The 13,206-nt window shown below is 70.2% G+C and carries 14 protein-coding genes; 6 read left to right on the top strand and 8 right to left on the bottom strand.

The window, feature by feature from the left end:
* Positions 1-124 precede the first annotated feature (124 nt).
* Positions 125-1,915, top strand: coding sequence for an acyl-CoA dehydrogenase (locus LL648_RS10415; RefSeq protein ID WP_232662256.1), 1,791 nt, complete (start codon positions 125-127; stop codon positions 1,913-1,915).
* Between the two features lie 238 nt (positions 1,916-2,153).
* Here LL648_RS10415 and LL648_RS10410 read toward each other — a convergent pair whose 3' ends face one another.
* From LL648_RS10410 to LL648_RS10400, 3 genes are all read right to left on the bottom strand, one after another.
* On the bottom strand, positions 2,154-2,900 hold the full coding sequence (locus LL648_RS10410; protein WP_232662255.1) for a DUF4190 domain-containing protein: 747 nt from the start codon (positions 2,898-2,900) through the stop codon (positions 2,154-2,156).
* 79 nt (positions 2,901-2,979) lie between these two features.
* Positions 2,980-3,720, bottom strand: a complete 741-nt coding sequence (locus LL648_RS10405) for a DUF4190 domain-containing protein (protein WP_232662254.1) — start codon at positions 3,718-3,720, stop codon at positions 2,980-2,982.
* A 66-nt stretch (positions 3,721-3,786) separates the two neighbouring features.
* Positions 3,787-4,062 carry a hypothetical protein gene (locus tag LL648_RS10400; protein WP_232662253.1) on the bottom strand — a complete coding sequence of 92 codons (276 nt, stop codon included), beginning with the start codon at positions 4,060-4,062 and terminating at the stop codon, positions 3,787-3,789.
* 200 nt (positions 4,063-4,262) lie between these two features.
* On the opposite strand from LL648_RS10400, the gene LL648_RS10395 reads away from it, so the two are divergent.
* Genes LL648_RS10395 through LL648_RS10385 form a run of 3 tightly spaced genes read left to right on the top strand, consistent with a single transcriptional unit; the run spans position 4,263 to position 5,796 of the window.
* A complete protein-coding gene (locus tag LL648_RS10395; RefSeq protein ID WP_232662252.1) occupies positions 4,263-5,120 on the top strand; it encodes an NAD-dependent epimerase/dehydratase family protein in 858 nt (285 codons plus the stop codon).
* 29 nt (positions 5,121-5,149) lie between these two features.
* Complete coding sequence (locus LL648_RS10390) at positions 5,150-5,386, top strand: type II toxin-antitoxin system Phd/YefM family antitoxin (protein WP_232662251.1); 237 nt, start codon at positions 5,150-5,152, stop codon at positions 5,384-5,386.
* Positions 5,383-5,796, top strand: a complete 414-nt coding sequence (locus LL648_RS10385; RefSeq protein ID WP_232662250.1) for a type II toxin-antitoxin system VapC family toxin — start codon at positions 5,383-5,385, stop codon at positions 5,794-5,796. The genes LL648_RS10390 and LL648_RS10385 overlap by 4 nt, the downstream gene beginning before the upstream one ends.
* 11 nt (positions 5,797-5,807) lie before the next feature.
* Here LL648_RS10385 and LL648_RS10380 read toward each other — a convergent pair whose 3' ends face one another.
* The 5 genes from LL648_RS10380 to ctaE form a co-directional block, all read right to left on the bottom strand.
* A complete protein-coding gene (locus LL648_RS10380; RefSeq protein WP_232662249.1) occupies positions 5,808-6,830 on the bottom strand; it encodes an LLM class F420-dependent oxidoreductase in 1,023 nt (340 codons plus the stop codon).
* Positions 6,831-7,150: 320 nt separating this feature from the next.
* Positions 7,151-8,866: a cytochrome bc1 complex cytochrome b subunit gene (qcrB, locus tag LL648_RS10375; protein ID WP_232662248.1), complete on the bottom strand. Its 1,716-nt coding sequence runs from the start codon at positions 8,864-8,866 to the stop codon at positions 7,151-7,153.
* Entirely contained in the window at positions 8,863-9,990 is a 1,128-nt protein-coding gene (gene qcrA, locus LL648_RS10370; protein ID WP_255685005.1) for a cytochrome bc1 complex Rieske iron-sulfur subunit, read from the bottom strand. Before qcrA ends, qcrB begins: the two co-directional genes overlap by 4 nt.
* Positions 9,987-10,829: a cytochrome bc1 complex diheme cytochrome c subunit gene (gene qcrC / locus LL648_RS10365; protein WP_232662247.1), complete on the bottom strand. Its 843-nt coding sequence runs from the start codon at positions 10,827-10,829 to the stop codon at positions 9,987-9,989. Before qcrC ends, qcrA begins: the two co-directional genes overlap by 4 nt.
* A 34-nt stretch (positions 10,830-10,863) precedes the next feature.
* Positions 10,864-11,478, bottom strand: a complete 615-nt coding sequence (ctaE, locus tag LL648_RS10360) for an aa3-type cytochrome oxidase subunit III (protein ID WP_232662246.1) — start codon at positions 11,476-11,478, stop codon at positions 10,864-10,866.
* Between the two features lie 237 nt (positions 11,479-11,715).
* On the opposite strand from ctaE, the gene LL648_RS10355 reads away from it, so the two are divergent.
* Positions 11,716-12,147 carry a hypothetical protein gene (locus tag LL648_RS10355; protein ID WP_232662245.1) on the top strand — a complete coding sequence of 144 codons (432 nt, stop codon included), beginning with the start codon at positions 11,716-11,718 and terminating at the stop codon, positions 12,145-12,147.
* A gap of 5 nt (positions 12,148-12,152) precedes the next feature.
* Positions 12,153-13,202 carry an anthranilate phosphoribosyltransferase gene (gene trpD / locus LL648_RS10350; RefSeq protein WP_232662244.1) on the top strand — a complete coding sequence of 350 codons (1,050 nt, stop codon included), beginning with the start codon at positions 12,153-12,155 and terminating at the stop codon, positions 13,200-13,202.
* Positions 13,203-13,206 lie beyond the last annotated feature (4 nt).

Here is a 13,206-nt window from a genome sequence, read left to right as displayed (position 1 = left end):
CCGGGCGAGTCCCACGTTTCGGGTGGTGAGTCGCACGTTTCGGGTGGTGAGTTCTGCGTTTCGGTGGGTGAGTTGTGCGTTCGGCACGATGTCGGGGGGCCTGGCGGCGGGTTAGCCTCCCGGGGTGCGATCGCTGCTGCTCTCCCGCCGTGACCTGGACTTCCTGCTGCACGAGTGGCTCGAAGTCGAGGCGTTGACCAAGCGCGAACGGTTCGCCGAGCACTCGCGCGAGACGTTCGACGCGGTGCTGGATCTGTGCGAGCGGCTCGCGACCGATCGGTTCGCGCCGCACAACCGCACTGCGGACGACGACGAGCCGCGCTTCGACGGCGAGCGGGTGCACATCATCCCCGAGGTCGGGGAGGCGTTGAAGGCGTTCGGCGACGCCGGGATCGTCGGGGCGGGGATGGACGCCGAGATCGGCGGCATGCAGCTGCCGCAGACCGTCGCGCAGGCCTGCTTCATGTGGTTCCAGGCCGCGAACATCAGCACGGCCGCGTACCCGTTCCTGACGGTCGCGAACGTGAACCTGCTGGTCGAGCACGCCGACCCGGAGCTGGTGGCGCGCTTCGTCGGGCCGATGGTCGAAGGCCGTTCCTACGGCACGATGTGCCTCTCCGAACCGCAGGCGGGCTCGTCGCTCGCCGATATCACCACCCGCGCCGAGCGCCGCGACGACGGCACCTTCCGCCTGTTCGGCAACAAGATGTGGATCTCCGGCGGGGACCACGAGCTCAGCGAGAACATCGTCCACCTCGTCCTCGCGAAGATCCCCGGCGGCCCGCCGGGGGTGAAGGGCATCTCGCTGTTCGTCGTGCCGAGGTTCCTCGTCGATGCCGACGGGACGATCGGCGAGCGCAACGACGTCGTGCTCGCCGGCGTGAACCACAAGATGGGCAACCGCGGCATGGTCAACACCCTGCTCAACTTCGGCGAGGGCAGGCACACGCCGGGCGGTGCGCCGGGCGCCGTCGGGTACCTGGTGGGGGAGGAGCACCACGGCCTCGCCTACATGTTCCACATGATGAACGAGGCCCGCGTCGGCGTCGGCGCCGGTGCGGCCGCGCTCGGGTACACCGGGTACCTGCACGCGCTCGACTACGCCCGCACCCGCACGCAGGGCCGTCCGGCTGGGGCGAAGGATCCGTCGGCGCCCCAGATCCCGATCATCGAGCACGCCGACGTCGCGAGGATGCTGCTCGCGCAGAAGGCGTTCGCTGAGGGCGGCGTCGCGCTGATCCTCTACTGCGCCCGCCTGCTCGACGAGGAGCGCACCGCGGCGACCGACGGCGAGCGGGCGCGGGCGCACCTGCTGCTCGACGTGCTGACGCCGATCGCGAAGAGCTGGCCGTCGCAGTGGTGCCTGCACGCCAACGAGCTGGCGATCCAGGTGCACGGCGGTTACGGGTACACCCGCGAGTACGCCGTCGAGCAGATTTACCGCGACAACCGCCTCAACCCGATCCACGAGGGCACACACGGCATCCATGGCCTCGACCTGCTCGGTCGCAAGGTCGTGATGGACGGCGGCGCCGGCCTGGCGGTGCTGCTGGAGACCGTCACGGCGACCGTCGGGCGGGCGCGCGCCGCGGGTCTCACCGAGCAGGCCGACGCCGTCGGCGCGGCGGCCGAGCGCGCCGGCGCGGTGACAAAAGCGCTGTGGGCGGCCGGCGACCCGCGGGTGACGCTGGCGAACTCGTCGATCTACCTGGAGGCCGTCGGGCACGTCGTGGTGGCGTGGTTGTGGCTGGAGCAGCTGCTCGCCGCGGGCGACCGGGAGGGCGACTTCTACGCCGGCAAGCGCGCCGCGGCCACGTTCTTCTTGCGCTACGAACTGCCTCGCACCGGCCCCCAGTTCGCGCTGCTGGAGAGCCTCGACCGCACCACCCTCGACATGAACCCCGCCTGGTACTGAGCCCGCGTTCAAGAAGTCCTGATCGCGCTCTTCGCGCCCAGATCGCCGCTGGCGGCGTTGCCGCCACGACCGGGTACGTCAAGTACGACGGCTCGTGGCGGCGCCTTGCCAGCGACGATCTGGATCACGAAGAGCGCGATCAGGACTTCTTGAACACGGGCTAAATCTCCCCACCGTTTTGTGCACCTGCGCGCTCTGTGGGCGCGCAGGTGCACAAAACGGTGGGGAAGTTGAGCGGTCAGCGGCCCCTGATGGAGCTGGTGGTCGTCCCTTGGACGGCGGAGGCGAGGCAGACGACCTCACGGTCGCCCGTCGCCCACGTCTCTTCGGTCGGGCGCACGATGCTGAGCTTGATCGCCGGGTCGTCCGGAGCGGACGGCGAGTAGCCGGGCAGCCGGTCGGAGCAGTCGTTCGACCAGGTCTCGACGCCCGTCGCGGCCGGGAACGGCCCCTCGACCGCGTCGAAGACGGCGAACACCTCGCTCTCGTGCGGCTGGGTGCACGGCACGACCGGCAGGTCGGTCACCTGCGGCCCGACGGTGAAGGTCGCGACACAATCGCCGACCTGCAGCGCCGTCGACGACACCGTGCCCCCCGACGTGACGCCCCCGGCATTGTTGCGCACCGGTGCCGTCGCGATCGCGGCGATGACCCCGATGGCGATGAGCAGCAGCCACAGTCCGGAGATGATCAGGCCCGCGATCGCGAGCCCGCGCCCGCCCTGCCCGGTCCGCTTGATCTGCGAGAGCGCGACGAACCCGAAGATGACGCTCAGCAGTATGCCGCCGATGATGCTCAGTACCAGCGCCGCGATGGCGAACCCGTTGGTGCCCTGCTGCGGGGCCGGTGGGTGCGGGGCCGGTGGGTACGGGGCGGGCGGGTAGCCCGGTTGCGGCGGATACCCCGGTTGCGGCTGCGGATACCCCTGCGGTGGCGGGTACTGCCCTGGTTGCGGCCCCCACTGGCCGCCCGGTGGTTGTGACATTGTCTGTCCCCCCTGAACCATAATTCCTGGTCAGGATTATGAGTCGGGTCGATCTGCGAGGGCGTTAGGGGGTGGCCGCTCAGCGGTCCCGGATGGAGCCGGTGGTCGTCGTCCCCGAACGCTCGATGGCGACGCAGGTGACCTGGCGATTGCCCCGGGCCCACGCCGCGGCTGTCGGGTAGACGACGGAGATGCTGGTGTCCGGATCGCTCGCGGCGGAAGGGGAGTAGCCGGCCAGCCGTTCGGAACAATCGGCGAACCAGGTGTCGAACCCCGCGTCGCCCGGGTAGGCCCCTGAGGCCGCCGAGAAGGTGGCGAACACCTCGCCCGCGTGCGGCTCGGTGCACGGCACGATGGGCAAGCTCTGGATCTCCATCGCCTCCTCGGTAGCGTTGACGTCCTTGACGCACTGGCTGACCTGCATCGCAGTCGTCGGTGCCGGACGGGCCAAGATCGTCGACGGCACCGCGCCGCCCGAGGTGGTACTTCCGGTGCTGCTGCTCGTCGGGGTGATGGCCGCACCGACGACCAGCAGCAGGACGACCCCCACCACCCACACGGCGGAAATGACGAGCCCGGCGATCGCGAGCCCGCGCCCGCCCTGCCCCGTCCGTTTGATCTGGGAGAGCGCGATGAACCCGAAGATGATGCTGAGCAGGGTGACGCCGATGATCCCGAGCACCAGCGCCGCGATGGCGAGCCCGTTCGTGCCCTGCTGCCGCCCAGGCTGATACGGCGCGGGCGGGTACGGGGCAGGCGGATAGCCCTGCGGAGGCGGGTACTGCCCGGGACCCCACTGGTCGTTCGGCGGGTACGTCACGTCGGGCCCCCGAGTCCTCCTGGCGGAACTGCTGGTCAGGAGGACTCGAGTGGATCGACGGCTCTGTTAGCGGGGTTCGACGGACACGACGTCCTGGACGGCGCCGATGTCCTCGCAGAACGAGTCGGATTCCGTGGTCGTGAGGGCGACCGTGCAAGTGACCGACGCGTACGGGACGCCGTCGCGGACGTCGACGGCGAAGTCGCGCACGGGGTACCCGCAGCCGGAAAGGGCCTCGCCGACGCGGAGGACACCGGCCATCCCGCCGGTGACGATGATCTCGTGACGGCGGTGGAGTCGGGGTGCGTAGGTGGTTCGGGGTGAATGGTCGAGAACGGTCATGACGGCTCCATGGGGGGATCCACTGCTTGGTGGGACCCGAGCCAGGTCTCGGTTCGAGTTGGGGGGAGCGGCGCGCCGGCACCCTGGCTCAGCCGACGCGCAGCCCTACGGCGACGTCGAGAGCAAGTGTGAGGCGCACGACACAAGGTTAGCGGACCCGTGCGGATGGCCCTCCAGCGACATGCGGCAAGCTCTCTTGTATGACAACTGTTGCGGTGACGGGGAGTAGCGGCAAGCTCGGCCGTCACGTCGTGGCGGACCTGTCCGGGCACGGGTACCGCGTGGTCGCGCTCGACCGGGTGCCCGACCCGAACAGCCGCGCCGCGGTCTCGGTGCGGGTCGATCTCACCGATTACGGCCAGGTGCACGAGGCGTTGACCGCCGTCGACGACCGCCACGACGGTGTCGACGCCGTCGTCCACCTCGCTGCGATCCCCGCACCGGGCCTGACGACGAACTCGGCGACGTTCGCGAACAACGTCACCGCCAGCTACAACGTCTTCGCCGCCGCGCGCGCCGCCAAGATCCACAACGTGGTCTGGGCGTCGAGCGAGACGGTGCTCGGGCTGCCCTTCGACACGCCGCCGCCCTACATCCCGGTCGACGAGGAGTACCTGCCCCGGCCGGAGAGCACCTACTCGCTGGTGAAGACGCTCGAGGAGGAGATGGCGCGGCAGTTCTGCCGCTGGGTGCCGGAGCTGAAGATGATCGGCCTGCGGTTCTCCAACGTCATGGACGTGGCCGACTACGCGCGGTTCCCCGCCTTCGACGCCGACCCGGACCTGCGCCGCTGGAACCTCTGGGCCTACATCGACGGCCGTGACGGCGCGCAGGCCGTGCGCCGCGCGCTGGAGCACGACTCGACCGGCACCGACGTCTTCGTGATCGCCAACGCCGACACCGTCATGTCACGACACAGCGCCGACCTCGCCGCCGCGGTGTACCCGGGTGTCACGGTGACCAAGGAGCTGGGCGAGCACGAGACGATGCTCTCGATCGACAAGGCCCGCCGGGTGCTGGGGTACGAGCCGCAGCACAGCTGGCGGGACGAGGTCTGATCATGTCTCACCAGTGATACGCTGCGCCCGTGGACGAAGTCACGGTGCGGGAGCTCCGCAATCATGGCGGCGATGTGATCGATCGCGTCGAGCAAGGCGAGACCCTCCTGGTGACACGGGCGGGAGTCCCGGTCGGCGTACTCGGACCGATCCCTCGCCCTCGTCTGAGCGCAACCTCCTTGCTCGCACGCTGGCGAAACGTCCCTCGAATCGATGCCGATGCATTCCGTTCCGACATCGACGCAGTGATCGACCCGACCCTATGACGGATCGGACGCGCCAGGGACTGCTCGACACCAGCACGGTGATAGCACTGCCGACCCTCAGTTCAGAGCGCGGCCTTCCGGAGGAGCCGCTCATCTCCTGCATCACGCTTGCAGAGTTGTCTGTCGGCCCGTTGGTTGCCGGCACAGATCAACTGCGAGCCCAGCGGCAGGCAGTTCTCCAACAAGCCGAGGCCGACTTCGAGCCGCTGCCATTCGACGCACCCGCCGCGCGTGCCTTCGGCCGAGTGGCAGCGTCGCTGCGCGCCGCAGGGCGTAAGCCGCAGGCGCGGGCCTACGACGCGCTGATCGCCGCCGTCGCATTGGCGAACGACCTGCCCGTGCACACCTGCAACCCGGACGACTTCGCCGCGATCGACGGCCTCCGGGTGGTGGCGGTGCCGCTGCCGTAAGGCCGACGCTCTCAAGCCGCCCGCAGCGTCTCGATCGCGGGCGCGAAGAGCTCGTCGTCGTGCCGGTACGGCGCGTAGAAGGTGAAGCGGTCCACCATCCCGCCGAACCGGTCGAGGATGGCCGCCCCCAGCTCGTCCGGCTCCGCCACCACGGCGAACGCGCGCAGCACCTCGTCGTCGACGAGGTCGCCCATCCGCTGCCACCGGTCGTCGTCGGTGCTGCGGGAGAGGGCGTTCAGCTCGACGCCCAGCTCGCCCCACCCGTGCAGCTCCAGCACGGTGCGGTAGCTCGGGGTGCTGCCGTAGAACGCGATCTGCTCGCGCACCCCGCGTGCGGCGCGTGCCATCTCCTCCTCGTCGCGCCCGGTGACGACGAACCCGCCGAAGCTGATCGAGAAGTCGTCGAGCGAGCGGCCCGCGACGGTGAGGCCCTCCTGCAGCAGCGGCATCGTGCGCTCGCGCATGTACCGCTCGGTCGTGAAGGCGTGCGGCATCAGCCCGTCGCAGACCTCGCCGGCGGTGCGGGTCATGTGGTCGCCGACGGCCGCCAGGTACACCTTCGGCGGCCCGAACGGGTTCTCGCCGGGGGAGAAGAACGGCGTCATGAGGGTGTGGGAGTAGAAGTCGCCGCGGAAGTTCAGCCGCTCACCCGTCTGCCACGACTCCCAGATCGCGCGCACCGCCTGGATGTACTCGCGCATCCGCGGGGCCGGGTGGCTCCACGGCATCGCGAACCGGCGCTCGATGTGCGGCTTGACCTGGCTGCCCAGCCCCAGCAGGAACCGGCCCTCCGAGTGCAGCTGCAGGTCGTTCGCGAGGTAGGCCACGTTCATCGGGTTGCGCGCGAACGCCACGGCGATCGCGGTGCCGACGACGACCCGCTCGGTGTGCTCGGCGACCGGCAGCAGCGGGAGGAACGGGTCGTGGCCGGTCTCCGCGCTCCACAGCCCGCTGTACCCGGCCGCCTCGCGCTCCCGGCCCTCCGCCGCCAGGTCGGCCAGTCCGGTGCTGCGCAACATCGCGTCGACCTGCATGCCATCTCCCGGCGTCCCGCCCGCGGCCACGTTGCCGCCGGCTCCGAACCCCGATCATGGACGACGGGACGCCCGGCAACCAGCGTGGTGTGGCCAAGGTCGTGTTTAGGAAGTCAGGGTCGATGCTCTTCGTGATCCAGATCGTCGCTGGCAAGGCGCCGCCACGAGCCGTCGTACTTGACGTACCCGGTCGTGGCGGCAACGCCGCCAGCGGCGATCTGGGCGCGAAGAGCGCGACCAGGACTTTCTAAACACGGCCTTGGAAACGCCGGAGGGCCCCTCCCGTGAACGGGAAGGGCCCTCGGGGGTGAACTCCCGACTCAGTCCTGCACGCGACCCGCTTCCGGGCCGGCCAGCACCTCGCGCTGGTTGGTGCGCGACTCGCGCTCGGCGTCGCCGACGTGCCCGTTGCGGCTGCCGTTGTGCGCCGCGGCCTCGGCTGCGGCCTCCTCGGCACGTGCCTTCTCCAGCGCCGCCGTCTGCTCGACGGGGTCGGGCGTCAGCAGCGAACCGGGAACCGGCGCACCGCCCATGCCCAGCTGGTTCATCCGCTTCGGCACCGGGGCGCCCTGGTAGGTCAGCGGGATGGCGTGCCCGTGCTCGTCGACGCCACCGAGCGGCTGGTGCACTTCGACGAACTCACCGTGCGGGAGCCGCTTGATGATGCCGGTCTCGATGCCGTGCTCCAGCACCGCGCGGTCGGAGCGCTGCAGCCCGAGGCACACCCGGTAGGCCACCCAGTAGGCGATCGGAGGCAGGATCAGCAGCCCGATCCGGCCGGCCCACGTGGTGGCGTTCAGCGAGACGTCGAAGAAGTAGGCGATCCAGTCGTTCGTGCCGCAGAGCACGAGCCACACGTAGGTGGTGACGGCCATGGCGCCGAGCGCCGTGCGCACCGGGGTGTCGCGCGGGCGCTGCAGCAGGTTGTGGATCGCGTTGTCCTTCGTGAAGCGCCGCTCGATCGACGGGTACGCCCCGGCGATCACGAACAGCACCGGCAGGAACGCCGCGGTGCCCCAGAACGCCGCCGGGATCGTGTAGTTGCCCAGGTAGATCTCCCACGGCGGGAAGATCCGGCCGAAGCCCTCCGAGAAGAGCATGTACCAGTCGGGCTGCGATCCGGCGATCACTTGTGACGGGTTGTAGGGGCCGAGGTTCCAGATCGGGTTGATCTGCAGCAGCCCGCCCATGAGGCCGATGACACCGACGGTGACGGCGAAGAACGCGCCGCCCTTCGCCGCGAACGCCGGCAGGATCCGGATGCCGACGACGTTGCCCTCGGTGCGGCCGGGGCCGGGGAACTGGGTGTGCTTCTGGTACCAGACCAGCCCGACGTGCAGCCCGATCAGCGCCAGCAGGATGCCGGGGATCAGCAGCACGTGCACGATGTAGAGCCGCGGGATGATCTCCGTGCCGGGGAACTCGCCGCCGAACAGCGCCCAGTGCACCCACGTGCCCATCACCGGCACGGTCAGCGTGATGCCCGACGCGATCCGCAGCCCGATGCCGGAGAGGAGGTCGTCCGGGAGGCCGTAGCCGGTGAAGCCGGCGAACGTGCCGACGAAGAGCATCAGCACGCCGATGATCCAGTTGGCCTCACGCGGCTTGCGGAACGCGCCGGTGAAGAACGTCCGGAGCATGTGGGCGATCATCGCCGCCATGAACAGCAGCGCGGCCCAGTGGTGCACCTGGCGCACGAAGAGCCCGCCGCGCACCTCGAACGAGATGTCCAGCGTGCTGGCGTAGGCGCGGCTCATGTGCACGCCGCGCAGGTTGTCGAACACCCCGTCGTAACGCACCTCGGCCATCGACGGGTCGAAGAACAACCCGAGGAACGTGCCGGAGAGCAGCAGCACGATGAAGCTGTACAGCGCGATCTCACCGAGCATGAACGACCAGTGCGTCGGGAAGACCTTGTTGAACTGCTTCCGCATGCCCGCCGCGGGGTGGTACCGCTGGTCGAGCTCGTCGAGCGCTGAGGCCGCCTTGGCTTGCAGCCCGGTGGCCGAGCTGGTGGGTGTCGTGATCGAACTCATGACTTCCGCTCCCAGAATGCCGGACCGATCGCTTCGATGAAATCGCTGGTGGCGACGAGGTACCCCTCATCGTTCACCGTGATGGGCAATTGGGGAAGCGCCCGGGTGGCCGGACCGAAGACGGGGCGCGCGTGCTCCGTCGCGAGGAACTGCGACTGGTGGCACGGGCAGAGGATGCGCTGGGTCTGCGCCTCGTACAGTGAGGTCGGGCAGCCGAGGTGGGTGCAGATCTTGGAGAAGGCGTAGAAGTCGCCGTAGTGGAAGTTCTCCTGGCCTTCACGCTCGATCACGTGCGTGCCGGGCCGCAGCCGGATGAGCATCACCGGGTTGTCGGACTTGCGCAGCGCGTGCAGCAGCGCCTCCTCGTCACCCCGCTCCGATTCGCGGAACGGGAAGACGGTCTCCATCGAGCCCGCTTCCTGGTCCTCGGGCCGGACCAGCGAGATCTCCTCCGGGTGCCCGGTGTCGCGGCGCAGGTAGACGACCTCGCCGTTGGTCTCGCGCCACCCGGTGTGCCAGAGCGGGGAGTTCTCCCGCTCCTTCCACGGGTTGTGCACCAGCGGGGCGACCGCGGCGATGCCGAGCCCGAGACCCATCACGCCTGCCGCGGCCCCGGCCGAGCGCTTGATCAGCGAGCGGCGGGCGATGCCGACGTCCTTGCCGGCCTTGGCCAGCTGCGCCATCACGGTGCGGCGCGCGAGGTCGTCGGACGCGCCGTCGTGGCGCTGCTGGACCGACACCTCGTCGGGGAAGAACTTCTTGACGTAGGCGATGACGCCGATGCCCAGCGCGAGCACGCAGAGCCCGAACATCCCGCCGACGACGGGGGTGTAGAGCGCGTAGAGGTCGTAGCCCGGCTCACCGGGGGCGACGTACTCCCACGGCCAGAACAGGAACGAGCCCAGGAACGCTAGCCCCGCCAGCGCCGAGATGATGAACCAGCCGGCCACCGCCCGCTCGGCGCGCTTCTCCGCGCGCGTGCCGGGGATGGGGAACTTGCGCTGGTTGTGCACCACCACGACGTCGTCGAGGTTGGCCGCCAGCGTCGCCAGCTCGTCGGGGGTCATGTCCTCCAGCTCGGCCGCGGTCGGCGTGCGCTGCTGGTGGGACTCGGAGGTGGTCAATTCTTCGCTCCCAACCAGAGAGTCACGCCGATGAGGCCGGCGAGGCCGACGATGAAGACGACGAGGCCCTCCGACACCGGCCCGACGCCGCCCAGCGGGTTGCCGCCGGGGTTGTTGTTGCCGTTCGTCACCGACTTGACGTAGGCGATGATGTCCTTCTTCTCCTCCGGCGTGAGCTGCCGGTCGGAGAACTTGGGCATGTTCTGCGGGCCCGTGAGCATCGCGGTGTAGATGTCGGTCTCGGTGGCCGGGTCGAGCGTCGGCGCGTACTTGCCGGACGAGAGCGCGTTGCCGCGTCCGGTGGCGCTGTGGCAGGACGCGCAGTTGAGCCGGAACAGCTCGCCGCCGCGGGCCGGGTCGGGGCCGCGAAGCAGCTCGCCGCTCTCCGCCGGGAGCTCCGGGCCACCGCCGTTGGCCTGCACGAACGCGCCGAGCGCCTCGAGGTTGGCGAGGCCCTCCTCGGTGTGCGGGTCGAACTGCGGCAGCGTCGGCTTGCGCTCGGCCTGCGCCTCCTGGCGCGCCAGCGGCATGCGGCCGGTCGAGACCTGGAACCAGACGGCGGCCTCGCCGACACCGATCAGGCTCGGGCCGCGGTCCTGGACGCCCTGCAGGTTCGAGCCGTGGCAGCCGATGCAGGAGTTGTTGTAGAGCTCCTCGCCCTGCGCGACCTTCGCTGTGTCGCCCGGTGCCGCGGTGGCGACCTGCGGCTGCGGTACGAGCCCTGCGTAGAGGCCGCCGACCGCCAGCAGGCCGATGCCCAGCGCGACGGCGCCCGCGACTCTGCGGCGGAAGCGGCTGCGGGGGCCGCGCGCCTTGGCGGTACGGGATGTGGTGGTCATCGTCAGCGTCTTCCAGCCCTTTGGGTGGTCGGGGTCAGCGGATGAAGTAGATGACGGCGAACAGGCCGATCCACACGACGTCGACGAAGTGCCAGTAGTACGACACGACGATGGCGGCTGTGGCCTGCTGCGGGGTGAACTTGGAGAGCTTCGTCCTGATCAGCAGGTAGACGAAGGCGATGAGCCCACCCGTGACGTGCAGGCCGTGGAAGCCGGTGGCGAGGTAGAACACGGTGCCGTACGCGCTCGAGGCCAGCGTGGTGCCGTGCTGCACCAGCTGCACGTACTCGTACGCCTGGCCGAGCACGAACGCGGTGCCCATGGCCAGCGTGAGCAGGTACCACCTGCGCAGGCCGAACACGTCACCCCGCTCGGCGGCGAACACACCGAACTGGCAGGTGAACGACGAGGCCACGAGGATGATCGTCACGACGAGCGCGTACGGGACGTTCAGCTCGGTCGGGTGCGGTGGCCAGGTGTGTTCCGGGGGGTTCTGTGCCCGCGCGGTGAAATAGATCGCGAACAGCCCGGCGAAGAACATCAGCTCGCTGGACAGCCAGACGATCGTGCCAACGCTGACCAGGTTCGGGCGGTTCAGCGAATGGATCCGCGAACTGATGGTGGGAGCCGCTGTCGTCACAGGGGGCATTATGAACTTCTACAGCTTGTCGGGATACCCGGGGGCCCCTCTCGTCGGTGTGTCGTGGCACTAGTGCCCCCTCGCGGAAGGTTGATGCGGCAATCGGGTGATCCAGTCGTCTGCTGGCAAGGCGCCGCCCGCAGCTCAGACCGGGCGTCTTTGCAAGGGTGGCAACGCCGCCAGCGGGCGACTGGGCGCCCGAGTGCCGTGGCGAACCTTTCGCGAGGGGGCACTAGAGTCTCGATCGTGAGCAGCCCCGACGCGCACGAGCCGTTGAACGTACTGGTGTTCAGCCACCGGGCCGAGGTCCGCGAGGCCATCACGATGGCCGTCGGACGCAGGCCCGCGCCCGACCTCGGGCGGGTGCGCTACGTCGAGGCCGGCGGCATGGCCGAGGTGCTGCGCGCGATGGACGGCGGCACCATCGACCTGGCGATCCTCGACGGCGAGGCGCAGCCCACCGGTGGCATGGGCGTCTCGCGCCAGCTGAAGAACGAGATCGACGACTGCCCGCCGATCATCGTCACGGTGCGGCGGCGCGACGACCGTTGGCTCGCCACGTGGTCGCAGGCCGACGCCGTGATCGTGCACCCGCTCGACCCGCTGACCTCGGCCGAGACCGTCGCCGACGTGCTGCGTCGCTCGCGCTCGGGTGAGCTGCCCGCGCTGCGGGGCTGAGCGCCGTGGCCGACACCGGCGCGCTCACCTGGCCGGGCCTGCTCGCCCGGCTGATCCGCCGCGAGGACATCGGGGCCACCGACACCGCGTGGGTCATGGACCAGGTGCTGCGCGCCGAGGCCACCCCGGCGCAGCTGGCCGGGTTCCTGGTCGCGCTGCGGGCGAAGGGGGAGACCCCCGAGGAGGTCGCGGGCCTCGCGGAGGCGATGCTGCGCCACGCCAACCGGGTGAGCCTGCAAGGCCCGGCCGTCGACGTCGTCGGCACCGGCGGCGACCAGGCGCACACGGTCAACATCTCGTCGATGTCGGCGGTCGTCGTCGCGGCGGCCGGGGTGCCGGTGATCAAGCACGGCAACCGGGCGGCGACATCGGCGAGCGGTGCCGCCGACGTCTTCGAGGCGCTCGGGGTGGCGATCGACCTCCCGGCCAAGGGTGTCGAGACGACGCTCACGCGGGCCGGCATCGGGTTCTGCTTCGCGCCGGTCTACCACCCGTCGATGCGGCACACGTCCAGCGTGCGGCGCGAGATCGGCGTCCCGACCGCGATGAACGTGCTCGGCCCGCTCACCAACCCCGCCCAGCCCGGCGCCGCGCTCGTCGGGTGCGCCGACGCGCGGCTCGCCCCGGTCATTGCGGGCGTCTTCGCGGGCCGTGGCGCGTCGGTGCTGGTCGTGCGCGGCGACGACGGGCTCGACGAGCTGACCACGACCACCACCAGCACGGTCTGGGCCGTCTCCGACGGCGAGGTGCGCCAGGAGACCGTCGACGCCGCCGAGCTGGGCATCCCGCGCGCGACCAGGGCCGACCTGCGCGGCGGCACGGCCGTCGAGAACGCGCAGGTGTTCCGCTCGCTGCTGGCAGGCGACAAGGGGCCGGTGCGCGACGCCGTGCTGCTCAACGCCGCCGGCGCGCTCATCGCGTTCGACGGGCCGCCCACGCCGGTGGCCGCCGCGTTCCCGGCCGCGATCGAGCGGGCCGCCGCCGCGATCGACTCGGGTGCGGCTGCGGCGCTGCTCACGCGGTGGGCGGAGCTTTCCTCGGCCCTGCGTCACTGACGAC

The sequence above is a fragment of the Pseudonocardia sp. TRM90224 genome (genome assembly GCF_021245725.1).
Classification (GTDB): domain Bacteria; phylum Actinomycetota; class Actinomycetes; order Mycobacteriales; family Pseudonocardiaceae; genus Pseudonocardia.
Note: the sequence above shows the minus strand (reverse complement) of the source record. Positions and strands in the feature narration are given on the sequence as shown.

Excerpts from the sequence above, each read along its gene's own strand:
- LL648_RS10385 (WP_232662250.1), top strand. The coding sequence starts at position 5,383 with ATGACGGATCGGACGCGCCAGGGACTGCTCGACACCAGCACGGTGATA.
- LL648_RS10410 (WP_232662255.1), bottom strand. The coding sequence starts at position 2,900 with ATGTCACAACCACCGGGCGGCCAGTGGGGGCCGCAACCAGGGCAGTAC.
- ctaE (WP_232662246.1), bottom strand. The coding sequence starts at position 11,478 with ATGCCCCCTGTGACGACAGCGGCTCCCACCATCAGTTCGCGGATCCAT.
- LL648_RS10380 (WP_232662249.1), bottom strand. The coding sequence starts at position 6,830 with ATGCAGGTCGACGCGATGTTGCGCAGCACCGGACTGGCCGACCTGGCG.
- qcrC (WP_232662247.1), bottom strand. The coding sequence starts at position 10,829 with ATGACCACCACATCCCGTACCGCCAAGGCGCGCGGCCCCCGCAGCCGC.
- LL648_RS10400 (WP_232662253.1), bottom strand. The coding sequence starts at position 4,062 with ATGACCGTTCTCGACCATTCACCCCGAACCACCTACGCACCCCGACTC.
- LL648_RS10395 (WP_232662252.1), top strand. The coding sequence starts at position 4,263 with ATGACAACTGTTGCGGTGACGGGGAGTAGCGGCAAGCTCGGCCGTCAC.
- qcrB (WP_232662248.1), bottom strand. The coding sequence starts at position 8,866 with ATGAGTTCGATCACGACACCCACCAGCTCGGCCACCGGGCTGCAAGCC.